Origin of the sequence: Cyclobacterium plantarum, assembly GCF_011290685.1 — a bacterium.
GTDB lineage: Bacteria > Bacteroidota > Bacteroidia > Cytophagales > Cyclobacteriaceae > Cyclobacterium > Cyclobacterium plantarum.
On the sequence record NZ_JAANYN010000017.1, the window covers coordinates 14,441 to 38,014 of the forward strand.

At 40.8% G+C, this 23,574-nt stretch carries 22 protein-coding genes; 10 read left to right on the forward strand and 12 right to left on the reverse strand.

Features of this window, described 5'->3' with window-relative positions; genetic code table 11:
* Window positions 1-303: 303 nt before the first annotated feature.
* Window positions 304-909, forward strand: coding sequence for a DUF922 domain-containing protein (locus G9Q97_RS23300; protein WP_166151452.1), 606 nt, complete (start codon window positions 304-306; stop codon window positions 907-909).
* Between the two features lie 4 nt (window positions 910-913).
* A complete protein-coding gene (locus tag G9Q97_RS23305) occupies window positions 914-1,456 on the forward strand; it encodes a DUF4924 family protein (protein ID WP_166151454.1) in 543 nt (180 codons plus the stop codon).
* Here the strand turns inward: G9Q97_RS23305 and G9Q97_RS23310 are convergent.
* Window positions 1,453-3,387, reverse strand: coding sequence for an AAA domain-containing protein (locus G9Q97_RS23310; protein WP_166151456.1), 1,935 nt, complete (start codon window positions 3,385-3,387; stop codon window positions 1,453-1,455). The genes G9Q97_RS23305 and G9Q97_RS23310 overlap by 4 nt on opposite strands.
* A gap of 74 nt (window positions 3,388-3,461) precedes the next feature.
* Here G9Q97_RS23310 and G9Q97_RS23315 point away from each other — a divergent pair, with 74 nt between their 5' ends.
* Complete coding sequence (locus tag G9Q97_RS23315; protein WP_166151458.1) at window positions 3,462-4,067, forward strand: acyl carrier protein phosphodiesterase; 606 nt, start codon at window positions 3,462-3,464, stop codon at window positions 4,065-4,067.
* Window positions 4,054-4,503, forward strand: a complete 450-nt coding sequence (locus G9Q97_RS23320) for a hypothetical protein (RefSeq protein ID WP_166151460.1) — start codon at window positions 4,054-4,056, stop codon at window positions 4,501-4,503. Before G9Q97_RS23315 ends, G9Q97_RS23320 begins: the two co-directional genes overlap by 14 nt.
* A 19-nt stretch (window positions 4,504-4,522) precedes the next feature.
* On the opposite strand, the gene G9Q97_RS23325 is transcribed toward G9Q97_RS23320, so the two are convergent.
* From G9Q97_RS23325 to murI, 3 genes are all read right to left on the reverse strand, one after another.
* The gene (locus G9Q97_RS23325; RefSeq protein WP_166151462.1) at window positions 4,523-5,572 is read right to left on the reverse strand and encodes a M42 family metallopeptidase; all 1,050 of its coding nucleotides are present in this window, start codon (window positions 5,570-5,572) and stop codon (window positions 4,523-4,525) included.
* A 27-nt stretch (window positions 5,573-5,599) separates the two neighbouring features.
* Window positions 5,600-7,486, reverse strand: a complete 1,887-nt coding sequence (locus G9Q97_RS23330; RefSeq protein ID WP_166151464.1) for an amidophosphoribosyltransferase — start codon at window positions 7,484-7,486, stop codon at window positions 5,600-5,602.
* 141 nt (window positions 7,487-7,627) lie between these two features.
* On the reverse strand, window positions 7,628-8,443 hold the full coding sequence (murI, locus tag G9Q97_RS23335; RefSeq protein ID WP_166151466.1) for a glutamate racemase: 816 nt from the start codon (window positions 8,441-8,443) through the stop codon (window positions 7,628-7,630).
* Window positions 8,444-8,710: 267 nt separating this feature from the next.
* Here murI and G9Q97_RS23340 point away from each other — a divergent pair, with 267 nt between their 5' ends.
* Together G9Q97_RS23340 and G9Q97_RS23345 are read left to right on the forward strand one after the other, a co-directional pair.
* Entirely contained in the window at window positions 8,711-9,073 is a 363-nt protein-coding gene (locus G9Q97_RS23340) for a hypothetical protein (RefSeq protein WP_166151468.1), read from the forward strand.
* A 108-nt stretch (window positions 9,074-9,181) separates the two neighbouring features.
* Window positions 9,182-10,546: a sigma-54-dependent transcriptional regulator gene (locus G9Q97_RS23345; RefSeq protein WP_166151470.1), complete on the forward strand. Its 1,365-nt coding sequence runs from the start codon at window positions 9,182-9,184 to the stop codon at window positions 10,544-10,546.
* Here G9Q97_RS23345 and G9Q97_RS23350 read toward each other — a convergent pair.
* The 7 genes from G9Q97_RS23350 to G9Q97_RS23380 form a co-directional block, all read right to left on the reverse strand.
* Window positions 10,543-13,089 carry an ATP-binding protein gene (locus G9Q97_RS23350; protein WP_166151472.1) on the reverse strand — a complete coding sequence of 849 codons (2,547 nt, stop codon included), beginning with the start codon at window positions 13,087-13,089 and terminating at the stop codon, window positions 10,543-10,545. The genes G9Q97_RS23345 and G9Q97_RS23350 overlap by 4 nt on opposite strands.
* Before the next feature lie 176 nt (window positions 13,090-13,265).
* Window positions 13,266-13,901 carry a DUF2189 domain-containing protein gene (locus G9Q97_RS23355; protein WP_166151474.1) on the reverse strand — a complete coding sequence of 212 codons (636 nt, stop codon included), beginning with the start codon at window positions 13,899-13,901 and terminating at the stop codon, window positions 13,266-13,268.
* A gap of 25 nt (window positions 13,902-13,926) precedes the next feature.
* Complete coding sequence (locus G9Q97_RS23360) at window positions 13,927-15,294, reverse strand: cystathionine beta-synthase (protein ID WP_166151476.1); 1,368 nt, start codon at window positions 15,292-15,294, stop codon at window positions 13,927-13,929.
* Window positions 15,295-15,534: 240 nt separating this feature from the next.
* The gene (locus G9Q97_RS23365; RefSeq protein ID WP_166151478.1) at window positions 15,535-16,458 is read right to left on the reverse strand and encodes an aspartate carbamoyltransferase catalytic subunit; all 924 of its coding nucleotides are present in this window, start codon (window positions 16,456-16,458) and stop codon (window positions 15,535-15,537) included.
* Window positions 16,459-16,463: 5 nt separating this feature from the next.
* Window positions 16,464-17,012, reverse strand: coding sequence for a bifunctional pyr operon transcriptional regulator/uracil phosphoribosyltransferase PyrR (gene pyrR, locus G9Q97_RS23370; RefSeq protein WP_166151480.1), 549 nt, complete (start codon window positions 17,010-17,012; stop codon window positions 16,464-16,466).
* A gap of 50 nt (window positions 17,013-17,062) precedes the next feature.
* Complete coding sequence (locus G9Q97_RS23375; protein ID WP_246255842.1) at window positions 17,063-18,652, reverse strand: transcriptional regulator; 1,590 nt, start codon at window positions 18,650-18,652, stop codon at window positions 17,063-17,065.
* Window positions 18,649-19,059: a hypothetical protein gene (locus G9Q97_RS23380; RefSeq protein WP_166151482.1), complete on the reverse strand. Its 411-nt coding sequence runs from the start codon at window positions 19,057-19,059 to the stop codon at window positions 18,649-18,651. Before G9Q97_RS23380 ends, G9Q97_RS23375 begins: the two co-directional genes overlap by 4 nt.
* 76 nt (window positions 19,060-19,135) lie before the next feature.
* On the opposite strand from G9Q97_RS23380, the gene G9Q97_RS23385 reads away from it, so the two are divergent.
* The 4 genes from G9Q97_RS23385 to G9Q97_RS23400 all read left to right on the forward strand — a co-directional run bounded on the left by G9Q97_RS23385 (window position 19,136) and on the right by G9Q97_RS23400 (window position 22,814).
* The gene (locus tag G9Q97_RS23385) at window positions 19,136-20,839 is read left to right on the forward strand and encodes a helix-hairpin-helix domain-containing protein (protein ID WP_166151484.1); all 1,704 of its coding nucleotides are present in this window, start codon (window positions 19,136-19,138) and stop codon (window positions 20,837-20,839) included.
* Window positions 20,836-21,123 carry a hypothetical protein gene (locus tag G9Q97_RS23390; RefSeq protein ID WP_166151486.1) on the forward strand — a complete coding sequence of 96 codons (288 nt, stop codon included), beginning with the start codon at window positions 20,836-20,838 and terminating at the stop codon, window positions 21,121-21,123. The genes G9Q97_RS23385 and G9Q97_RS23390 overlap by 4 nt, the downstream gene beginning before the upstream one ends.
* Window positions 21,123-21,785 carry a YiiX/YebB-like N1pC/P60 family cysteine hydrolase gene (locus G9Q97_RS23395; protein WP_246255843.1) on the forward strand — a complete coding sequence of 221 codons (663 nt, stop codon included), beginning with the start codon at window positions 21,123-21,125 and terminating at the stop codon, window positions 21,783-21,785. Before G9Q97_RS23390 ends, G9Q97_RS23395 begins: the two co-directional genes overlap by 1 nt.
* 84 nt (window positions 21,786-21,869) lie before the next feature.
* Window positions 21,870-22,814 (forward strand): sugar phosphate isomerase/epimerase family protein, encoded by a 945-nt coding sequence (locus G9Q97_RS23400; RefSeq protein WP_166151488.1) that lies wholly within the window; start codon window positions 21,870-21,872, stop codon window positions 22,812-22,814.
* Between the two features lie 8 nt (window positions 22,815-22,822).
* Here G9Q97_RS23400 and G9Q97_RS23405 read toward each other — a convergent pair whose 3' ends face one another.
* Entirely contained in the window at window positions 22,823-23,422 is a 600-nt protein-coding gene (locus G9Q97_RS23405) for a DUF4202 domain-containing protein (RefSeq protein ID WP_166151490.1), read from the reverse strand.
* Window positions 23,423-23,574 lie beyond the last annotated feature (152 nt).

Consider the following 23,574-nt stretch of genomic DNA (forward strand, 5'->3'; position numbering starts at 1 on the left):
TTCCCCCTTTTTTTAAGCAAAGGAGGGCAATGTGGTGATAAAAAAGTTGCCTTACAAAGCCAAGTAATATTACCCGGAATTTTTGAAAATCTATTGAAAGCCGGTCACATACATACATTGCCAATAACATTTTAGCAGGTTGTATTTGTTTTGAGAATCCCGGATATTTGAGGTGATTGACAAAAAAAAACAGGTTAACGCAGGTGCCAGGACATGTTGGTACCCGATACAAAAACATTTGATCAGGCCAATCCCTGGCAGAGAAGGCACCGACAAAAAACGAAAAAAGGCAAACAGAAAATAATGAATATAAAAACTTTTCTGTATCTGATGGCGGGGGTATTCCTTTGTGTAAGCTTGCTGAGCGGAACCAGCCCAAAGGAAGTACCCAAACGAGGCAGGGTCACGGTATACCCAAACAGGCTGCTAAATTGGAATGATTTCATGATGGTGGATCTAATCCGTGGAAAAAGCACCATCAACGCCATTTGTCTCAGTTCCTGTGAAGTTGAAATACTAGATATCATCCGGGATAAGGAACATGTAGAATTAGCGATCAATGCCAAAATCAATCTTCAGAAAGAACTTACCCAGGTTACCCATGATTTTCTGGCACGTTCGGACCAGACTAAAAAAAAACAAGTCCTGCACCATGAAAACGGTCATTTTATTATTGCCCAGATTATAGGGTACCGTATCGTCAGAGATGTGAATGGCTTTAAGTTTGACCCCAAACGGTACAAATACCAGCTTAACGACATCATTAGGAATAACTTTAAAGATTGGAAAAGATTAGATTCGCAATATGATGCCCAAACAACGAAACCCACCAATAAGGAGATGCAGGACCGATGGGACAGATTTTTGCAGTCAGAAATGACCGCCCTTACAAAAGAAGTATATCATTGAGCTTATGAAGAGAATTGCAGAGAGAAAAAAACAGGAAAACATCGTTGAGTATATTCTTTATTTATACCGGATGGAGGACCTGATTCGTGCCTACAAATTTGATATCCGGGAGATCGAAAAGTATGTTCTCGGCCATGAGCGCATCAATGAAAGGGACCGGATAGAAAACCGGGATTGGCTGGAAAAGATGGCAAAGGCCATGGCTGATTTGGGAATCAAAGAGAAGGGTCATTTACCAGAAGCGCAAGGTTGGGTGGATGAATTGGCCAAAATCCACTGGGAATTAATCAAAGAGGACCCTGACTATTTTGCCATTTATAAAAAGACCCAAATGCATTTGCTATTATTGATTTCAGAAGCTGGAGATCAAAATCCAGGGCATGAAGTTCAGCTATTTATCAATACACTCTATGGCTTATTGCTTAGCAAATTAAGCGGGAAAAATGCACCTGAGGACATCCTGGAAGCTGCTGCGAAATTTGGAGATGCCCTGGCATATCTCAATGCGGTATTAATGAAAAGAAAGGCGAATACCTATTTAAATTAATCGGTTATGTCCAGGTATTCATAGACACTATGGTAGCAATTTTTTTCCTGTACATGATCTAAAAATGACTGGTAAAAAGGGTGATTGCCAATAGTGGCACTATCCCCTATAATGATTAATTTTCTCTTGGCCCTTGTGATTGCTACATTCATTCTTCGTGTATCGGCTAAAAAACCGATTTCTCCCCGTGAATTAGACCTGGTCAAACTGATAAGAATGATATCCTTTTCCTGCCCCTGAAATCCATCAACGGTACTTATCGTCATATTTTCTCCTAGCTGCCTTAAATATACCCAGGAATCATCCAAGTTTACCATGTCCCTGAGCAAGCTTACCTGCGCCCTGTAAGGAGCTATAACGCCTATTTTCCAGGGCTCATTTTCGGCATTGACCAGTCCCATTCTTTTCAGCAGATCTTTCAGTAGCCTGAGCACCATCAGTGCTTCTTCTTTATTGCTAATGCTAAAGGTTTCCTTGTCCTGGTACTCCATAAAACCACTTCCTGCTGTATCTATGTACTCCATCACACTTTCACCAGGTTTGAGGAAATGTGTATCCGTATTGGGAGCAGCTAACAAGGCTCCATTGTAAAACATTTTGTTGGAAAAGCTCATTATCGTTTCCGGCATCCGGTATTGCAGGGTTAACATCGTTGAGCAGTTGGAATTGTTGGAAATGGCCTTTTCAAAAAGTGTTTTCTGAAGGCCCCTGGCAGCCTCCCTTGATTTAATGGTAGGCGGAAGCTGGCAATGATCCCCGGCCATGACCACTTTTTCTGCATGTAGAAGTGGAATCCATGAAGCAGGTTCAAGTCCCTGAGCAGCCTCATCCAAAAAAACCACAGGAAAAATCCTACCTTTCAATAAGGAGGAGGCTGCTCCCACCAAAGTGCAGGCAATAACCTGGCTGCTTTCTAAAACAGCATGCACCATGTAATCATATAGGTGCCTGGCTTCCCCAAAACACCGGTTGGCTTCATTCATCTCCATTTTCCTCTTCTCCCTTTCGGATGGTCCAAAATGTCTTTTAAATTTTTTGGCATTTCTTCTGGCCTCCTCACCTGCTTTTTTTAATTTTTTGTAATCCTTATAGGCTGGGTGGGCAAGAACTCTTGCATCCAGCGTTTGTTGAATTATTCTATCATCTACCCTGGCAGGATGTCCCATCCTGAGTACATGTATCCCCTCTTCCAGAAGCTTTTCCACCAATAAATCCACAGCGGCATTGCTGGGCGCACAAACCATAACCTGTGAATACTGCTGGAGGGATGTACCAATGGCACGAACAAGTGTGGTGGTCTTGCCCGTTCCGGGAGGTCCATGTACGATCGCCAGGTCCTGAGCTCTATGAATTAAAGACAAAGCCTGGTTCTGACTTTCGTTTAGACCTGGCTCATGCATTTCAATCCTTTCGGATACAGCAGCATTTTTCTCCTCCAATAAAACATCCCTGAGGTATGCAAGGCGGTTGTTGTCGGCCAGGAGCACCTTTTCCATCGTGGAAGTCATCAATTTATAGGAAGTTTCATCAAACATCAGGTCCAGGCCCAATTTCCCATCATGAATCCAATCTGGCAGGTTTTCGGTATGGAGGCTTATGGTCATCTGATTTCTATTGACAGCGTTTACCACCCCGTTTACAAAACTGGCCCGAAGCTTGTGTTCATTATTGTTGGAAAAAAGCGAAATGGATTTCCCGGATTGAAAACTGTGGTTTTCCAATACTTCATGAACATTGATTTCAACAATCAGCTGATCTGAAAAGGCCCATCTTACTTTCACCAAATTCACTGGATACCAACACATTCCGGCTGCAATCTTCTCCTTAATGGATTTGCTGTAAGTCAAGTCTTGAAATTGTTTGCGATCCGCTTCCCATTCCTGTTGTAAAAGTTTGCTGGTATATGCTATTTCTTCTTTTATATTTGCCATTTGTATTTTCTTTTTCACAGGGCCAAGATTAGGAAAAACATTTCTATTTACTATCAAAACAGCCTAAAGACCGCATGAATTTTCTTGCACATGCTTATTTATCATTTGATCGACCTAAGGTACTGGTTGGGAATTTTATAGGAGACTTTGTTCGGGGCAATCTGGAGCAGCAATTCGAAAAGGAAATCGTGACTGGTGTATTGCTTCACCGGGAAATCGACTCCTTTACAGATAGCCATCCCCTGGTAAAAGAAGCCCAAACCTTACTCAAACCGGTTTTTAAACGATATGCTACTGTTATTACAGATATGTATTTCGATTATTTTCTTGCAAAAAACTGGCATCAATATGATGAGCGAAGTATAGAAAACTTTGCGCAATGGGTTTATGGGGTGATAAGTGCTCACAAAGAAATTCTTCCGGAAAAATTTCAATACCCCTTTAAATACATGCAAAAAGAAAATTGGCTGGTGGCATACGGGACAATGGAAGGACTTCAACGCTCCTTTACCGGATTGTCTTATCGTACAGCTTTTGATTCAAAAATGGAAAAAGCCCCGGAATTCCTTAAATTGCATCAGGACAAATTCGAAAATTATTTCAACCCCTTTTTCCAGGAATTAATTTTATTTTCAAAAACCAGATTAGATCAAATATCTCAAAAAAATGGTAAGTTGTAAACCAAAGAAAAGCACCTTTTTTGTACTTGGGCTGGTTGTGGTGCTTCTTTTTGCAGGCTTGAGCTATCTGTTATTCGATTTTTATTCCAGCAGGGAATTTCCCTTTCTGTTTTACCTTATAGGAAGTTCCATTATTACGGTGGTTTTATTATTGGTGTTGGTAAAAATGATGGCAGGATTTAAATTTCTGGCAGCAGGAAAAGACAAAGTCGAAATCTGGCTTCCGCTTAAAGGCCAAAGAAGGAAATATGACGTTGCGGACATTTTGGCCTGGCAGGAAGAGGAGGTAAAGGCTAACCAAAGGATTTTCAAACAACTGGTATTGGTATTTTCAGATAAATACTCCTTCTCCATCAGTAACCATGAACACCTGGGCTATGATGATTTAAAGAAGTATTTGGTTAAAAAAGCAGTTAAAAAACGGGTTAAAAGTTAAAAAAAATTGAATTGGCCTATCAAGCCTGCCAATCGAAACCATCCATCTCTTCAAGGCATGCTTTTAACAATTTAATACTTGCTGCGACGTCAGATTTATGAGCCATTTCAATCACCTGATGCAGGTGCCTGGTAGGAATAGAAATGGCTCCGGCAATCGCCCCATTTTTGCCCATTCTTTGCACACTGGCAGTATCTGTTCCTCCTGCGGTTAGTATTTCTGTCTGGAAAGGAATATTGCTATTGGAGGCCACTTTTTTCATAAAGGCCACCATTCTATAATCGCAAATGGCCGAGGAATCCATAATTTTTATAGCTGTCCCTTTGCCCAGTTCGGTAATTTTTTCATGTTCAGATGCCCCCGGTAAATCGAAGGCGATGGTGGTATCAAGTGCAATGCCAAAATCCGGATTTATGTGGTGTGCAGACACCTGAGCACCTCTCAAGCCCACCTCTTCCTGAACAGTAAAAGTAGCGTAGACATCATAAGCAGGAGATTTTAACTCCCTTAAAGTCTCCAACAAAATAAATACCGCAATCCTGTTGTCGATGGACTTACAATTGACGCAGTCACCCATTTCAATCAATGCCCTTTCTCTGGTAATGGGATCTCCTACCTGCACCCATTTTTCCACCTCTGATTTATTCATCCCCAAATCAATGAAATAATCAGTAAGTTTAGGTAGCTTGGTTTTTTCTTCTGCTGTCATTACGTGAATGGGCTTACTTCCCATCACTCCGATCAGATCTTTCTTTCCATGGATGATCACCCGCTGTGCGGTTAGGGTTTTGGGGTCAAATCCTCCCAAGGGGTGAAATCTTAAAAACCCATTTTCATCAATATGCGTAACGATAAAACCAATTTCGTCCATATGGGCAGCCACCATTACCCTTTTGTTATCCGGATTTCTTATGCCTTTTTTGACGGCGACTACATTGCCCAAATTATCGACATTAATTTCATCTACAAGGTCCCTGGCTTTCATCACCACGAAGTCCCGTATTTTTTTTTCAAAACCCGGAGCTCCGGGTAACTCGCAAATTTGCTTTAGCAGTTCTATGTTGATCATAAAAATGTCATTGAGTATTGGACTCTACTACTTATAAGCCCTGATTACTTTGCCTTCCATATAGTTGACAAAAGCCATATTTACCACGCGCATACCGCCATCCGTGGGGAAATCTCCTGTAAAATACCAGTCACCCCTGTGCGCTGGGCAAGACAGCTGCAGATTTTGTACCGTCTGGTAAATCACATGCACATCAGCTTCTATCTTTTCGGATGTGATAATCTGTGCGATTTTATTGGATATTTCCTGATCTGTAAAAGGAGCATAAATTTCCTTTACAAAATTGACTTGTGCATCCGGTTCTGCAATGCATTTGTCATACACTTCCTCCAACACATGTTCCATTTCCCTTTCCCTTAGCAAAGCCACAGCAGCCCTGAACGCAATGAATTCTTTCATTCGCGACATGTCAATCCCGTAGCAATCTGGAAATCTGATTTGAGGAGCAGAAGAAACGATGATGATCCTCTTCGGTTTTAACTTATCCAAAGTGGTCAGGATACTTTTCTCTAAGGTAGTTCCCCTCACAATACTGTCATCAATCACTACTATCGTATCCACTCCCGAACGAATTACCTCGTAAGTGGTGTCATAAACGTTTGAGACCATCACATCTCTGTCAGAGTCATTGGTAATGAAAGTTCTCAATTTGACGTCTTTGCTTACCAGCTTCTCCACTCTTGGTCTGAAATTCAGCAGGTCTTCCAGGTCTTCCAGGTGGGGTTTTCCTTCGATTAATATTTCCCTCCTCTTAGCACTAAGGTAATCCTCCAGTCCTTCTATCATCCCATAATAGGCAGTCTCCGCTGTATTAGGGATGTAGGAAAAAACGGTGTTTTTTAAATCAAAATCAATGGCTTTCAATATCTGGGGAACCAGAGCCCTGCCTAAATTTTTTCTTTCCTTGTAAATATCCGGGTCAGTGCCTCTGGAGAAATAAATCCGTTCAAAACTGCAGGACTTTTTCTCCCTGGGAGGAATGATTTCATGTTCGCCAAAAGACCCGTCTTTGTTAAAAATCAATGCATTACCTGGTTGAATTTCTTTTATTTGCTGATAATCTATGTTAAAAGCGGTTTTAATGGGTGGTTTCTCAGAGGCCACCACAATAATTTCATCATCGGCATAATAGTAGGCCGGACGTATCCCAGTAGGGTCCCTGACCACAAATCCCGCTCCATTGCCAATCAATCCCGCCATGGCATAACCCCCATCGAAATCCCGGCAACTCCTTCTCAGGATCCTGGCGACATCCAACTCTTGTTCGATGACTTCGGTAATCTCTTTGTTGGTAAAATGGCCTTTATACTTGTCAAAAATACGTTGGTTTTCTTCATCCAAAAAGTGCCCGATTTTTTCCATTACGGTGACGGTATCCGTTTTTTCTTTGGGATGCTGCCCTAATTTCACCAGGTTATCGAAAAGTTCTTCCACATTGGTCATGTTGAAATTTCCAGCCATAACCAGATTGCGACTTCTCCAATTATTTTGTTTTAAAAAAGGATGGCAGGTTTCTATGCTATTTTGCCCATGTGTACCATACCGAAGGTGTCCCAGCCAAACTTCACCTGTAAATGCGGCATTTTCCTTAATCCATTCCGCATCCAACAGTTTTTCGTCAGTCCCTAATTTTTTTACCTTTTTGTATTTCTTGTTTATTTTTTGAAATATTTTAGCAACTGCTTCCGATTCTACAGACCTATACCTACTGATATATCGTGTTCCGGGACGGGTATTGATTTTAATGTTTGCCAAACCTGCTCCGTCCTGGCCCCTATTAACCTGCTTTTGCATCAACACATATAACCTGTTGGCGGCATAAAAAGGTGTATGGTACTTATCAATGTAGTATTGTAACGGTTTCCTCAGCCGGATTAGCGCAATCCCACATTCGTGTTTGATCTCGTCACTCATAAGTATTAACGGGGTAAATTAAGAAACAAAGTTAAGTTTTTTTTCAGGAATAAAACCCTGAATCCCACCAAACTTAACAAAGGAAACAAAAAAAAATGCTGGATTTTGACGGATAGATAAAAGGAAGAAAATCGCCAAAAGCTATTCCCATAATGGGTACTTTTGAAGTTTGATTTGTTTGCCAAAGAATAATTTGGTTGTTTCCTCAAATGAAACAGTGTAATCGGAAACGAGAAAACGGTCCTCCATTCCGGAAACTTTCTTCGCCAATAACTGATGATATCCCAAAAATGAAGCTACAGACCTGGCAACCGTTTCAGAGGCATCAATAAGATCTATTTTTTCTTCATAAAAAGCCTGAATTTGTTTCTTTATAAGGGGGTAATGTGTGCAACCCAATACCAGGGCTTGAATATTCTTTAAGGCCGGCTGCGAGAGATAAGAAGCGATGATTTCCTTACTGATGTTCTCATTATGAAAACCTTCCTCAATCATGGGAGCCAATAAAGGGGTGGCCAGGGATTTAAGAACAATACCCACATCCAAATCATTAATTTTTTGTAAATAAACCCCTGAACTAATGGTTTGTTTTGTACCAATAAGCCCTACTCGCTGACCAGCATGTACCTCTCTGAGATAATTTACTACCGGATCAATGACGTTGAAGACATGTGCTTTCGTGGCCACATAGGCTTTAACCAATTCAAATGCTGCTGCTGAGGCCGAATTACAGGCAATTAATATCAATTTGCAGTTTTCCTTGATCAAAACATCTGCAATTTTGACTGAATAGGCCTGAATAGCTGCTGTACTTTTATCTCCGTAAGGTAAATGAGCCGTGTCTCCGAAATAAATGAGCTGCTCATCGGGCAAAAGTTTTTTAACCTCTTTTGCTACCGTTAACCCTCCGATCCCACTATCAAAAATCCCTATAGGTGCCTGTGCTTTTATGCCCATTTGTAACAATTCTTATGAAACAAAAAAAAGATTTTTTCGGAAATAACAAACAAAAACCCCCGGATTCACGCACCCGGGGGAATGCAAGCGAAGCGTTTAAAGTTAATAATGATAACAAAGTTAATAAAGTTTTCTGAAGCTGCAATAGTTACCCATTGTCCGCAATCTGGGTATTTACTACCCAATCCTTTGTAAGATTTAGGTCAAGAGTTTCTTTTAAAATGATGGCACAATTACTGCATATAAATCTTTAGAAAGGATAGGATTATGAAAGGAAGAATAAATTCAAAGGCGAAAATAAGCGGAGTTTCCGGATTGGTGATTCTTGCATTCATGTTGTATTTCAATATTTCGGACAAAAAATTAGATGCGGATATGAACAACCATTTTTTAAAAACCAACGTTTATGAACCTGTAGATTCCGATACGGTTTTCATTGCGGCAACAGATTTACCGAGCACGGTAAAACATGTCATTCAAACAGATAGCCTTATCAATAATTTAAAAATCACAACAGTTAAAAAAATATCCCAAAAAAACGACGATTATTATGATGTCTGCTTTTTGGACACGGATGACTTGAACATCATGGTCATGTACGATGAGGACGGAGGAGTAATTCTTCAGTAAATAAATCAAAAATTACAGCTAAGCCAACGATTACCAGAAAGCACTGATTGTAAAATCGGTGCTTTTATTTTATATTTAATTCATGATCACTTGTTTGGATAAAAATGTATGACAAAAATTCTCCTTATAGAAGACGACCTTACTTACTCAAAAATCATTAAAAACTTTTTGGAAAAAAACGGGTATGAAGTTTTGAGCAGTACAAAAGTTAAGGATGGATTGGGTCATATGGAAAAACACAAAATAGCACTTACCATCACGGATTACCGGCTTCCTGACGGTACTGGTATGGATGTACTTGACAAAATCATCCATGAATATCCCGAGACCCCCGTAATCTTGATCACCAATTATTCCGACATCCGTACAGCGGTCAAGTCCATGAAGATGGGTGCTTTCGAATACATTACCAAACCCATCAACCCTGATGAATTATTGCTAACGGTAAAGCAAGCACTTAAAAAAAACACAACTGATAAAACTTCATTTAAAAAAACCGAAAAGGATAAAAGTAAAAGGCCTTCCCCAGAATTGGACTACCAGATCGGACAAAGCAAGGAGGCGCTGCAAATCGAAAACCACATCGAACTTGTAGCTCCTACAGATTTAAGCATTATAGTCCTTGGAGAAAGTGGTACGGGAAAAGAATATATTTCCAAAAGGATCCACCAAAAGTCCAAAAGAGCCAACGGCCCCTTCGTTGCCGTGGATTGTGGTGCCTTATCCAAGGAATTGGCGGGCAGTGAACTTTTCGGCCATGTCAAGGGGGCCTTCACAGGAGCAATAGACCATAAGACAGGGCATTTTGAAAATGCCACCGGTGGAACCATTTTATTGGATGAAATTGGCAATCTGAGTTATGACATCCAAATCAAATTGCTTCGTGCCATTCAGGAAAGACGGATACGCAAAATCGGGGGCAATATGGACATACCCATAGATGTCAGGATTATAGCTGCCACCAACGATGATTTACAGGAGCTTGCCAGGTCAGGGCATTTCAGAGAGGATTTATTTCACAGACTGAATGAATTTAGCCTTAAAGCCCAACCTTTGAGAGAAAGAAAAGAAGATCTTCCTTTTTTTGCCCGCTTATTTTTGGAAAAAAGCAATGCCAGTCTTGATAAAAATGTTGCAGGTTTCAGCCCGGAGACAGAAAAAATCATGTTGGACTACCATTGGCCAGGAAACCTCAGAGAGTTGAAAAACATTGTACGAAGAGCAGTTTTGCTTACAGGTGAAGGTTTGGTTCAACCTGAGGTAATTCCCACAGAATTATTGGATAGCGAACCTTTACAACCGGCAGACATCCATTCTGCCAAAGACCTGAAATCCTCTTTTGAGGAGCAGGAAAAATTATTGATTATCAAAACCCTGGAAGAATTGAAATTTAACAAATCCAAAACAGCAAAAGTATTGAATATGGATAGGAAAACACTTTATAATAAACTTGAAAAATACGGACTGGATTAATCGGCTATAGCATATCCAAATCTTTCAGCCAGTTCTTCCAGCAAACCATTTATTTTCTCGGTTAGCAACCAAACCTTTTCCTGAATACCATCTTCCAGTCCCTGTTTCAGATCACATTCTATCGCTTTTGCAAGGCTTCGCTCTTTGAACTTCAATTGACCCAATCTACTGGAAAGCTGGTGGGCTATGGCTTGCACCTTCTGAAAATCACCTTCATCCGCTGCTTTATTGATCCGTATCAGGTCCAGCCCAGTCTGTGTATAGAATCCTTCAAGGATTTCTTTCAGCAATTCTTCATCACCCATGCAAAACTTCTTTATTTCTGTAAGGTCAAAATTCCCCGAAACCTTTTCCGGTAATTTTGCCTGCTGTGAAACAGTGGATTCTTCGGGCTTTACGGGAGTTGTCCCCCTTTTAAAGGATTTGATATGTGAGGTGATTTTTTCTACCAATTCAGCCTCATCAAATGGCTTCATTACCAAACCATCAAAACCAAATTTGATTAAATTTTCCTGCTCCCTGGCAAATACATTGGCTGTCATGGCCAAAATAGGAACATCATCATATTTTTGATTGGCTCTAAGCAGATCAAATACCTGATAGCCATCCACCTCTGGCATTTGAATATCCAATAAAATCAGATCGAAGGGTTCTTCTTTAAAGTTGCTTTTGAAATCCACCCCCCCGGAATGGGTGACAATATCTGCGCCTAACCTGCTTAGCATCAGCTTGACAAACTTCAATCCCATTTGGTCATCATCAACCAATAATATCCGAAGCCCCTCAATACGTTCAAGTTTGGCCGCAGGAATAGGTGATTCCTCCTTTTTATCCAGCAAGGTGGAAGGCAATGAAACGGTTATTGCTGTCCCCTTTCCCTGTTCGCTTCTAACGTTTACTTTTCCACCCTGCAGATCAACAAGTCTTTTGATGATGGCCATTCCAAGACCCGTTCCTCCAAATTTCCTGGAAACACTTCCATCTCCCTGATTAAATTCCTTGAATAAATTTCGCTGCAGGTCTGTTGACATTCCCATACCCGTATCTATTACCTGCAAAATAAGGTTTCCCTTATCCTCAAAATAAACCCTTACCAACACCTTGCCCTTCTCGGTAAATTTAACTGCGTTGGACAGCAGGTTATTCATGATTTGGTTAATCCTCAAATCATCGCCCAATAAAAACTTATTCACTGGCAAGAGGATCGAAAAGTCAAGTTTAATGCCTTTTTGCTGTGCTTTCTGCTTATAAAAAGAATGGAGATTCCTGAAGAAAATATCGGGATTAATGATCCCCTTTTGTATTTTTATTTTCCCTGCTTCTAATTTTGAAAAATCAAGAATATCATTGACTATCCCTAATAGTGTGCCTGACGCTAATTTAATCATACGTACATATTCCTGTTGGTCCGGATCAAGGGAGGTTTTGGAAATGGCATCATTGTACCCTTGAATAACATGCAATGGATTTCTGATTTCATGGCTCATACTTGCCAGAAAGTCCTGCTTGGTTTTGGCAAGGTTATCCGATTTTTTCTTGGCTTCGGAGAGCTTTGTCTGATAAGATTCTGATTTCTTTATCTCTTTAATGATACTAAAAATAAAGCCTGAAGAACCAATCACCCCTACAATAATCAGTAAGCCCAGCAATAATGAAAGCTTATAAGTAAGTTGATAAGCCGATGCATTTTCTGCTTTGGATTTTTGCAGGGCTTCGTGCTGCAATGAGGTGACAATATGCTGAATATTGATAATAAGGTTTCGGTTTTTCTCATTCAGTTCCTGTTCAAGCGTACTTAGCCGGGAACGAAGATATTTCTCTTCATTATTGATATCCAGTACCATTTGCCGTACTGCATAAATGATGGAGTCAGAACTGGAGAGTGAATTCGTGTCTTCCTGATCTATTCTATTTAGATTTAGCCGAAGCATACCCAGAATTTTTTCCATATCCTCCTTTCCTGCTCCGGCGAGGGCATCTCCAAAATCTTCTTGCCTATTGGATGGAAGAGGTTTTACCTCAGTTTTGGAACCTTTCTCATTGGAAGGAGGATTGATACCTATTCGAATCTTCCCCAAACTTTGGAGCCTGCTAAGTTCCTCTTTTCTTTTTATTTTTCTTTCAATGTTATTTAGGGCTTCTTTACTGAAATTCCTGTTGTAAAGGTTGGTTTTAACGTCTTTTAACCCCTTGTAAACCACCATCAATTCATTAACACTGTAATTGATCCGTTTTATCTGACCCAATTCAACCGTGTCAGCAGCCAATTTCTCCAAGTCCCGTATTTCCTCCTGGATTCGATTGTAGTAATTCAGGTTTTGACTGGTATCTTCTTCTACAAAAACACTGCGGGATTTATCAAGTTGATAGATGTCGGCCAATAATTGATTCAGGTTTCTGAGTTTTTTATTGGGTTCTGAAAGTGACTCGACAGATTCGAGTAATTGATTTACACTGTTATAAGTAATGACCCCGGCTCCCACAATCAGGCATATGGCCAGAAAAAAACCCAGGATTACTTTTATTCTCGCATTGAATCTCATAAATACCGGTATGTTACAAAGTTTCTGACACCCTTGGTCGAACTTAAGGCCATAAATGTAACCATAATTTACAGGTTTTTACATTTAACATGCTGTAGATGAAGTAGATTTATCGCCCCCTAATTTCCGCAATGATACTATGAAAGCCTTAACTTCAAAATAATATCTGGAAAATTTCAATCATTTTCCAAAGATACCTGATGAGTAAGGGATTCAAAGACATGATAAACTGCATAATAGGTGACAGGAACTGAGACAACCAAACCTATGCCAAAAATTAATGCCCCGGCAATATTGATCAATGCCAGAAAAAGTCCAAAGGTGAAAAATTTCAACCATTGTTTGTGGATGATTTTCCGGCTGTACCCCAGGGATTCCCAAAAATCCAAGCCAAAGAAAATACTTATTAAAACCCCAAACATAAAAGCTACCAAAAGGTATATTCCTGGCAAAATCAAGGCAAAAATGCCCAGAACTGTAATAAACTGCCCTACAACCCATACCAAAACTACAGGTATATAATAACCGAAACCTTTGAAAAAATCCGGGTATTTTACAGGCTCATGAAGGCTAACCTTGTTGGCCACTAAATAAAATCCGGCAAATAGTGGCCCTGCCAGGAAAAAAGAAAATACAAACAAAAAATCCGGAGCATAAAGCATAAATAAAAACTGAATCGATAGAATAAGCAAGGTGAATGAAACCGAATAAATGCTTACCATTTGGAACGTTTCCCAACCTTTGGAAAAAGCTTCTTTGATGTCAAATTCGTAATTTCCGTCCGTTAAAAGATCCAGGTGTTTTTTATCCATTGTGCGATTTACTAATAAACCAAAATTACCTGGTAATAGCTTCTAAGATGTCGTGTTTGGTAATTATATGTACCCGATGCCCCTCGTCCCTGACCAAAACGGCTTTTTCCTTTTCCACCATAGAGGAGAGTACATCAAGCGTACTGTCCAGCGCAACAAAATGCATAGAGTCTTCCATCACCTGATCCACTGTGGAATCTTTGATTTCGGGATTTTCAATTATTTTTAAAAGTAATTTATTATCCGTTAGGCAACCTACCACCTGACCATCCTCCATTACAGGAATCTGGGAAACACTTTTTTCATTCATTATGGCTATCGCATCCCTGACTTTATCCATTTTTCGAACTACTACAAGCTGATACGCCTCGTTTCTGGCATTTACAATATCCCTTGCAGAACGATAGGTTTTATTTTCCATAAATCCATGATTTCTCATCCACTCATCATTATAGACTTTACCGAGATACCTGGTACCATGATCGGGCAGCAATATCACCATTACATCCCCTTTCTTCAGATTTTCTTTGGCGTATTCCAAAGCTCCATGAACGGCGGAACCGCAGGACCAGCCGACAAATAACCCTTCCTCTCTGGATAGCCGACGGGTCATTACCGCTGCATCTTTGTCTGTTACCTTGATGAAATGATCTATGACAGAAAAATCTACGTTCTTTGGTAAAATATCTTCGCCAATACCTTCGGTCAGATAAGGATAAATTTCATTTTCATCAAATTCTCCTGTCTCCTTGTATTTCTTAAATACAGAACCATAGGTGTCTACGCCCACTGACACAAGTCCGTCAAACTGTTCTTTGAGGTATTTTGCAGTGCCTGACATGGATCCACCAGTACCTACTCCCGCAACAAAATGGGTCACCGTTCCGGCTGTATCCCTCCAGATTTCAGGCCCGGTGGTTTCATAATGCGCCTTCCAGTTGGAAAGGTTATCGTATTGATTGGGGTAAAATGAGTTGGGAATATCCTTATTAAGTTTCCTTGCTACCGCATAATAGGACCGGGGATCATCTGGTGAAACATTCGTTGGACAAACGATCACCTCCGCTCCCACAGCTTTCAAAATATCAATCTTTTCTTTGGACTGCTTGTCCGCCATGGTAAAGATACACTTGTATCCTTTTGCAATCCCTGCCAATGCCAGACCCATTCCTGTATTTCCGCTGGTGCCTTCAATGATTGTTCCACCGGGTTTCAAAACACCAGCTTTTTCAGCATCCTCTACCATCTTAATAGCCATCCGGTCTTTCATTGAATTTCCCGGGTTGAAATATTCAACTTTTACCAATACATCACCGGCGATCCCTTTGTTCAATTTGTTGAGCCGTACCAATGGTGTATTACCAATCGTATCAATAATGGAATTATATATCATCTGTTCTTTTTAAAGCAATTTAACAAAAAATAGGATAAACATCGAAGGAAACCCTATTTCCTAAAGATGTATAGCTGATAACCAACCCATTACTATTTCATCTTTATTATCTGTCAATAATCTTATTAAGGCGGTAATAACCTTTCCCCTACCAAATGTCATGACGGTGGGCGGGGAATCTCTCCTGATTGACATTCATCCCCCGGCTTGTCATTTGCCCAATGCACGATTAATCATAGTTCATTTAACACCGGCCAAAAGGTAAAGAACTGCCATCCTTATCGCAACCCCATTTTCTACTTGCTGTAAAATGATTGCATTATCCGAATCTGCCACATCCGAATTAAGTTCCACTCCTCTATTGATGGGGCCGGGGTGCATGATGACAATTTCTTTATCCAGCTGGTTCAATAGCTTTTTATTTATTCCAAAATAAAGCGAGTACTCCCTCAGAGAGGGGAAATATTTTATTTGTTGTCTTTCTAATTGAATGCGGAGAACATTCGCCACATCACACCACTGCAGTGCCTTAAATACATCCTGCTCAACTTTCACCCCCAGATCGCCGATATGCCTGGGCATGAGGGTCACTGGCCCGCAAACCATTACCTCTGCCCCTAATTTCTGAAGGCAAAAAATATTGGAAAGTGCCACCCTTGAATGAAGAATGTCACCAATAATGGCTACTTTTTTTCCTGCGACCTCCCCTAATTTCTCCCGAATGGAAAAAGCATCCAGCAAGGCCTGGGTGGGATGTTCGTGTGTTCCATCACCCGCATTGATAATATTGGCCCGGATATGTCTGGATAAAAAATGAGGTGCCCCGGGGCTTGAATGCCTCATGACTACCATATCCACTTTCATGGCCAATATATTATTCACGGTATCGATCAGGGTTTCTCCCTTCTTTACAGAACTGCTGCCAGAAGCAAAATTCACCACATCTGCAGAGAGTCTTTTTTCAGCCAACTCGAAGGACAATTTTGTCCGCGTGGAATTCTCAAAAAAAACATTGGCAATGGTAATGTCTCTCAGGGAAGGCACCTTTTTTATCGGGCGATTTAAAACCTCTTTAAAATTATCTGCCGTTTCAAAAATTAGTTGGATGTCTGTTTCGGTGAGTCCTTTGATCCCTAATAAATGTCTGGTGCTGAGCTGCTGCATGGGTATTATTTACTTTCTTTTTCAGTGATCCATATGGCATCTTCAGGAAAACCCTGAGACTGCCATTCTACACTTACATATTGGCTTTCAAGGGTATTGACCTGCCTCCCATAGTAATTAGGCCTGATCGGAAAATCCCTGGTATATTTTCTATCAATCAATACCATTAACTCTACCTTTAATGGCCTGCCGTATGCAATCATGGCATCCATTGCTGCCCTAACGGATCTTCCTTTATACAATACATCATCTACCAAAATCACTTTCTTGTTTTCAATTAAAAAATCTATTCTGGTCTCGTTGGCCTTTAGGGGAAGGTCCCGGCGCCGGAAATCATCCCTGTGGAAAGTAGCATCCAAATATCCATATTTCAGGTTCAACTGGCGGATTTCCCGCATGCGCTGAACGATCCTGTCCAACACCATGGCTCCTCTGGGCTGAAGACCTAAAAGCACCGTATTATCAAAATCATCGTGGTTTTCGATCAATTGGTGACAAAACCTGCTGATGATAATGGATATCTGGGTCTGATCAAGAACAAGTCTTTTTTGCATGATTTAACTTTGGGGCAAATATATAAATAATTTGTTTGGGCAAAACCGACCTAAATGAAATCATCGACTTTTATTTTAGTGAAAAAATTTACCTCCCTGCTTGTTGCTTTTCCATCCTTGTCCTGATAGCGGATCCGCTGCTTTCCGCTCAATAAATAATAGTTGTCATACCACCAAAGCAGTTGAAGACTGTCTTCTCTGGTGTCAGCAATCCTTTCATTCTCATTGATGAGTTCTATTTCAAAGGGTTCGTTCTCCATGACGACTTCCCCTCTTTTTATTTGGCTGAGGAGAATTTCCGTTTCATCCAAATACATGTAAAAGAGGTTATCCCCACTAAAACTCATTTCACCAAACTTAACCGGCTGATTTTTGCTGGCATTGTCCAGGTTTAGGGAATTGTCCCAAATGATGTTTCCATCCTCATCCAATAAAATAAATTGCGCTGCCAAATATTTGTACTGATTGGTTACCTGGTTGCTTCTGAACCTGGGATCCATCCACAATGGGTTGTACATGCCTCCGTAGCCACCCATCATGGGGTTTAAACGATAAAAGTTACTGGCATACATGCCATCCCTGGGTACATACCGGGAAGTTGAAGAAATAAAATGATCGTTGTAAATCAAATAATACCCATTTGAAGCATTGATTTCCCTGGTCACCACTACATTACTGATGGGAATATTTTTTCCCCGGTTAAGTCTTCTTTCAACTTTTCTCAACCTCCTTTCCCTGGTCTTTTCTGGTAAATAATTATAAAAATTTTCAAAATCAGAAACAGAATAAAACTTGTTTTCATACTCCCCAAACTGATTGATTTTGGAAAAATACAATCCCTGATAAGCTTCCTTCTTTCTTAGGCCATATGGGCCAATAAGGGCCTGCTTGTAGTTATAGGAAGATGTCAGTAACCCTTCAACTATTTCCATCGAAGGATCTTTAAGATCATCTATTTTGACTTCTCTCAATTTGTTGCCATTGGTGTCGAAAGTTAGAATGGATACAATTTTTTTCTTGTAAAAATCCCGTCTGCTCACTACTACATCAAAAACGTTGAGGTCAGGGTCTTTTCTCATCTGTAAAATTTTAGCATCCTTTTCAAAAAGACCCGGAACTGTGACCACCTCCTTACTGGGAATATCCAAAATCTGTATCACCGGCCTGAAATCATACTTACCCATGAAAACAGCTTTTTTATTGAATACCAAAAAATCCTGAAGCTCCATTTCCAAAATACTGGTGAGCAACATTTTATTCACAGCATGGTTTTTTAGATTAATTTCAAAAATGGCTTTTTCAGGATTATACTGGGAACCCTTATTGAACAAAACATATAGAAAATCCTCATCCAAATCAAAACCTAACAATTCATAAAAATCCTCCAACTCAATTTCCCTGGCAGAATCACCTTCTAGCTGGAAATCAGATGTCAGGTATTCAAAAATATTTTTCGTACCATAAGCAGTTTCAGACTTCATCCTAAATGCTACCATTCCCTGCTCCCTGGGCAGCACAAAGAAATCGTCCGCTGACCAATTGGTTTCAACCTCCATTCTTTGGGTAAATTGAACCTGACTGAATGCAGCAACAAAAAAGAAGAATAAGGCCAAAGACAATACCAAGGTTTTGTTAATCATATCTGGAGCGTTTTAATGATTTTTTTTATACCGATTATAGGGAAAGGCCAGCAATGCCTCAACAGACTATTTCCCATTACCAGGAAATAACCCGTGAATAATTTAGGGGAAAATAATCGACCAACAGGAATGCCGAAACCTGTAATTGGTATTTTCCACAACTGTCCATTAATTCCATCCTGACCTGAAAAGGAAGACCGGAAAATTTTCGACGATTTTGAGCCGTTATTCCCCATCTTATCAGCACAAACAATATTCCAAGTGGCTAAATTCATATGATTAAGTAAATTCTCCCCGGCATTCCTCTTTCCAGCCTGACCTCTTTCTTTATTTTTAACAATTGAATACCAATCTTTACCTATTTTATCTTTTCCGGGGATTATTCTCAGGTTGCTCATTGCCTCCATAAGATAAGGCGAATGATTTTATTTTAAAACAAATATTATGGACATTTGTCGTGTATTCACAAGATCGTAACCTACCTTGGATAACAAAAAAATTGTAAGTGTTTTAAAACAGACCATGCAGCTCATGGAGTTGCATGAAGAAAATGCTTTTAAAATAAGGGGCTACCAATCGGCCATCAACAGTATCGAGAGAGAAGGTAAACCTTTAGCTGACCTTGACACGAACCAACTTCAGGAATTTCCCGGGATCGGAAAAAGCCTTGCAGAAACCATTGAGAGCATCCGGCAATCCGGCACCCATCCTCAATTAGAAAAACTCCTGAAAGAAACTCCAGATGGCATCCTTGAAATAATGGAAATCAAGGGACTGGGCCCGAAAAAAATTAAAATACTTTGGAGAGAGCTGGAAATCACCTCCACCCATGAACTCATGGAAGCCTGCCAGTCAGGACAGGTGGCAAAAATCAAAGGTTTTGGCGAAAAAACGCAGGAAAGCATCATTCAGGCATTGGAATATAAGGCTTCCAATAAGGGCAAATGGTTATATGCGGATATAGAGGCCATTGCTGAGGACCTGCAAAAATTAATGGAAAAGATTGCGGATAAGGTATGGGTTGCGGCAGTCGGCCCCTATGGAAGGATGTCAGAAATCGTGGATGGTATTTCATTCCTGATTGGAACGGATCAGATGGAATCTGCATTAAAAAAAATCGCTGCCTTTGATGGATTGGTGGAGGAGCCCCTCTTGTCAAGCCCCTACAGGTGGCATGGCCATTGGAAGGAAGGAAACATACCTGTGACCATTTTTTTGACCGAAAAGGCAAACTTCCTGCGGCAAAAATTGCTTAAGACTTCCAGTCCGGACCATTTGCTGACTCCTTTGGAGGATGGTCATTCCCTTGGGCAACATTTTTACCAGTCAAGCTATACTACCGAGGAGGATGCCTATGAAAAGGCGGGTTTTTCGTATATCCCCCCTTCCTTGCGGGAAGGAAATGGGGAGCTTGATTGGATAAAGTCTCATTCTATTGGTGAATTATTGACCGAAAATGACCTTACAGGCCCCCTTCATAATCATTCTACCTACAGTGATGGCAGGCATAGCTTGAAGGAAATGGCTGAATACTGCAAGGAAGCGGGTTATGGGTATCTGGGAATTGCAGACCACAGCAAATCTGCATTCTATGCAAACGGTCTGGATGAGGATAGAATTTTACAGCAACATAAGGAGATTGATGCCATAAATGAATCCCTTGCCCCCTTTCGCATTTTCAAGGGTATAGAAAGCGATATTCTTATCGATGGGAACCTGGATTATTCTCCTGAGGTACTGGCTTCCTTCGACTATATTGTAGCTTCCATCCACTCGGGCCTGAATATGGATATAAAAAAAGCCACTGCCAGACTGGTAAAGGCCATTCAAAACCCATATACGACCATCCTGGGACACCCCACCGGGAGGCTATTGCTGCGCCGGGAAGGTTATCCCATTGATCATCGGGCTGTGATTGATGCCTGTGCCGAACACGAAGTAGTGATTGAAATCAATGCCAACCCCTGGCGACTGGACCTGGACTGGCGTTGGGTGAGGTATGCCATGGAAAAGGGTGTAATGCTGTCTATAAACCCAGATGCACATGAGAAAAAAGGGGTTGCCGATATGAAATATGGGGTGATCACAGGAAGAAAAGGAGGCCTTACAAAAACCATGACACTGAACACAAAAACCACGGAGGAACTATCTCAATATTTTGAAAACCGAAAAAGAAAAATCCAATGAACTGGAAAGAAATGAACGTAGATAGCCTGCTTCAAAAATCCTTTCTTTTTGGGTTAGCCGGTATAGTCTGTTGCATGATCCCGTTGGTTGTAATTGCCATGCAATGGAATGTAATCGCTTATAACAACCTTTTTACTGGCCTTGGTCTGGCTTTACAATTGTTTGGACTAAGTTTATCTGTACTTGTATTAAGGAGACGGAACATAGGTGAAATACAAAAAGAAAAGGCTAAAAAAATGGTTTTGGTCCTTGCAGTGGCCTTGTTGTTCTTTATTTTGGTGTGATGACAAAAAATTTCACCATGCCCATCTTTTTGATCTGTTGTTGTTTGGTCCTTGGCTGTGAGGAAAATTCCGTGGATATTGAATGGAAAGAAGGAGATATCTTATTCCAAAATGGGGATTGCGGAGATTTTTGTACTGCCATCAGAAAAGTCACCACTGCCTATGAGGGCCGGCATTTTTCTCACAATGGGCTACTTTTAAAAGAAAAAGGTCAATGGATGGTAATCGAGGCCATCCGGGAGGGAGTAAGCCTCACTCCCCTGGACACCTTTTTATTCCGTCACACAACACCATCAGGAAATCCAAGCGTGCACGTGGGCAGGTTAAAAAGCCCCAACAGAAAATTAATCCCTCTAGCCCTAAAGCATGCCAAATCATTGATAGGCAAACCTTATGACATGGCCTTTGACATGGAAAATGATGCGTATTATTGTTCGGAACTGATTCATTTGGCCTTTAAAAAAGCCAATAGGGGAAAAGGGATATTCCAAACCCCGCCCATGACCTTTAATGATCCAGAAACAGGTCAGGTATTTCCTGTTTGGAAAAAGCATTTTGAAGGTTTATCCCGGCCTGTTCCCGAGGGGGAGCCCGGACTTAATCCTGGTGGCATGACCCGGGATTCAGCGATCGAAATGATATTTAATTTAGAATCCCCGTAAGTAAGATTTTTCGAAAATGTTGGAGTAAATCCCTTAAAACCTTAACTTGATCTTAAGAGCAAACAAATTTCAATCTAGCCCAATATGAACCGAAGATCCTCATTTAAAAAAATATTGTCTGTAGCAGCAGCAGGGTTTGTAAGCCCAGAGATCCTTGCTTCCAACCAGTTTTCATTATTAAATAAAAAAGCTGACACTTCAGGCCCGCTTTATCTTTTTACAAAAGTCCTTCAATGGCTGCCGCTTGGCGAAATCCCGGATACTGTAAAATCCTTGGGTTTTGATGGGATTGACCTGCCGGTGCGAAAAAATGGTTTTTTCGATAAAGATGAAATCAAGAGCAAGTTACCTGGTATAGTCAGTGCCAGTGAAAACCTTAAACTCAGCAGGCCAGTCCTTACCACAGACATGAATGTCTACCAAATGAATGAAATGGATGAGTTTTTGAGGATGCTGGCAGGGGAAGGGATCCGGGATTATAGAATGGGATACCTTTCCTTCACTTCAAAAGACATCCTCGAAGAACTGAAGACCTTGAATGTTTCCATGCGAAAATTGGCTGATTTACATGAAAAACATGGCGTTAATGGTCATTACCAAAACCATGCCGGCAAAAGAGTGGGGGGTTCTGTGTGGGAAATCCACCACCTGTTGGATGGTATTCAGCCCGAGCATATTGGTATTCAATTTGACTTGCGACACGCTACCGTTGAAGGATATCAGTCTCATGAAAACGCCTACCGGCTGATTGCTGATAAAATCCGAAGTTTCGATCTGAAAGATTTTGTCTGGGGAAATCCGGAAGGAAAAGGGGATAAGCCTGTAAATGTACCCATGGGTGAAGGGCATGTCAATTTTAACTTACTTAAAGACCATCCGGGTTTCAAGGGAAAGCTTCCCAAAATCCTTCATGTAGAATACGACCTGGGAGGTGCAGAACATGGTAACAGCAAGCCCAGCGCATCAAAATCAACCATTCTATCTGCCATTAAGAAAGATGTTAACGTATGCCTTTCCCTGATGTCCTGAGATGCAATTTAGCTTAGTGCTTTGTTCAGTAATTCTTTTGCTTCCGGAGAATGCGGCATGGATAAAGCCTTTTCTTTCCCTTTAACGGACATTTTGTTCCAGGTTTTTTGGAGTATTCCCACAAGCTTTGGTTCCTCATGCTCATGTTTATGGATAAACTCCTTAAAATAATACTTCAAAAAAACCAGGCAAATCACATCCTCCAAGGCCTGTGTTCCGGGGTCGGTTTTTAATCTTCTTTTGTTTAACAAGTCATCTACTTTTTTTATATCCTCTTCAGTATAACCATTTTGCTCCATGATTTTCCCGGCCATTTCTCCATGGAACTGCTTGAGCTTGGTTCTCCAGAGCAGGTATCCTTTTCTGTCCATGGGGTAATCCTCCCTGGGAATAGCCCATCGCTTGATATGCTGGCATCTGGCAGCCAGGCGAAGTAGTTCATCCGAATCCGGGTAGGTTTCCATCAGCATTTCAGACATCCGGATACCATATATCAATTCTTTGGGAAAAGATTGCCCATTTACCAATTCCTGATGGGGGTCCTCTCTATTAATGGCATCAAAGTCTTCAAGGGTTTTTTTAAACCTGGCTTCCGTGCTTTTACTCATAGTTTTTATTGTTTTCAAAATAAATGTAGCAAAATAAAGTGAAATAGTACACCCCGTCTCTTTGACGCACGTTATCTAACGCTCGACGGCACTAGGTCACTCAAGCCATTTTTCAAACTCAAAACCCAGTCCCAGGGTCCTATATGGTGCTT

Coding starts and splice junctions, on each gene's coding strand:
- G9Q97_RS23300 (WP_166151452.1), top strand. CDS start 304: ATGAATATAAAAACTTTTCTGTATCTGATGGCGGGGGTATTCCTTTGT.
- G9Q97_RS23305 (WP_166151454.1), top strand. CDS start 914: ATGAAGAGAATTGCAGAGAGAAAAAAACAGGAAAACATCGTTGAGTAT.
- G9Q97_RS23310 (WP_166151456.1), bottom strand. CDS start 3,387: ATGGCAAATATAAAAGAAGAAATAGCATATACCAGCAAACTTTTACAA.
- G9Q97_RS23315 (WP_166151458.1), top strand. CDS start 3,462: ATGAATTTTCTTGCACATGCTTATTTATCATTTGATCGACCTAAGGTA.
- G9Q97_RS23320 (WP_166151460.1), top strand. CDS start 4,054: ATGGTAAGTTGTAAACCAAAGAAAAGCACCTTTTTTGTACTTGGGCTG.
- G9Q97_RS23325 (WP_166151462.1), bottom strand. CDS start 5,572: ATGATCAACATAGAACTGCTAAAGCAAATTTGCGAGTTACCCGGAGCT.
- G9Q97_RS23330 (WP_166151464.1), bottom strand. CDS start 7,486: ATGAGTGACGAGATCAAACACGAATGTGGGATTGCGCTAATCCGGCTG.
- murI (WP_166151466.1), bottom strand. CDS start 8,443: ATGGGCATAAAAGCACAGGCACCTATAGGGATTTTTGATAGTGGGATC.
- G9Q97_RS23340 (WP_166151468.1), top strand. CDS start 8,711: ATGAAAGGAAGAATAAATTCAAAGGCGAAAATAAGCGGAGTTTCCGGA.
- G9Q97_RS23345 (WP_166151470.1), top strand. CDS start 9,182: ATGACAAAAATTCTCCTTATAGAAGACGACCTTACTTACTCAAAAATC.
- G9Q97_RS23350 (WP_166151472.1), bottom strand. CDS start 13,089: ATGAGATTCAATGCGAGAATAAAAGTAATCCTGGGTTTTTTTCTGGCC.
- G9Q97_RS23355 (WP_166151474.1), bottom strand. CDS start 13,901: ATGGATAAAAAACACCTGGATCTTTTAACGGACGGAAATTACGAATTT.
- G9Q97_RS23360 (WP_166151476.1), bottom strand. CDS start 15,294: ATGATATATAATTCCATTATTGATACGATTGGTAATACACCATTGGTA.
- G9Q97_RS23365 (WP_166151478.1), bottom strand. CDS start 16,458: ATGCAGCAGCTCAGCACCAGACATTTATTAGGGATCAAAGGACTCACC.
- pyrR (WP_166151480.1), bottom strand. CDS start 17,012: ATGCAAAAAAGACTTGTTCTTGATCAGACCCAGATATCCATTATCATC.
- G9Q97_RS23375 (WP_246255842.1), bottom strand. CDS start 18,652: ATGATTAACAAAACCTTGGTATTGTCTTTGGCCTTATTCTTCTTTTTT.
- G9Q97_RS23380 (WP_166151482.1), bottom strand. CDS start 19,059: ATGGAGGCAATGAGCAACCTGAGAATAATCCCCGGAAAAGATAAAATA.
- G9Q97_RS23390 (WP_166151486.1), top strand. CDS start 20,836: ATGAACTGGAAAGAAATGAACGTAGATAGCCTGCTTCAAAAATCCTTT.
- G9Q97_RS23395 (WP_246255843.1), top strand. CDS start 21,123: ATGACAAAAAATTTCACCATGCCCATCTTTTTGATCTGTTGTTGTTTG.
- G9Q97_RS23400 (WP_166151488.1), top strand. CDS start 21,870: ATGAACCGAAGATCCTCATTTAAAAAAATATTGTCTGTAGCAGCAGCA.
- G9Q97_RS23405 (WP_166151490.1), bottom strand. CDS start 23,422: ATGAGTAAAAGCACGGAAGCCAGGTTTAAAAAAACCCTTGAAGACTTT.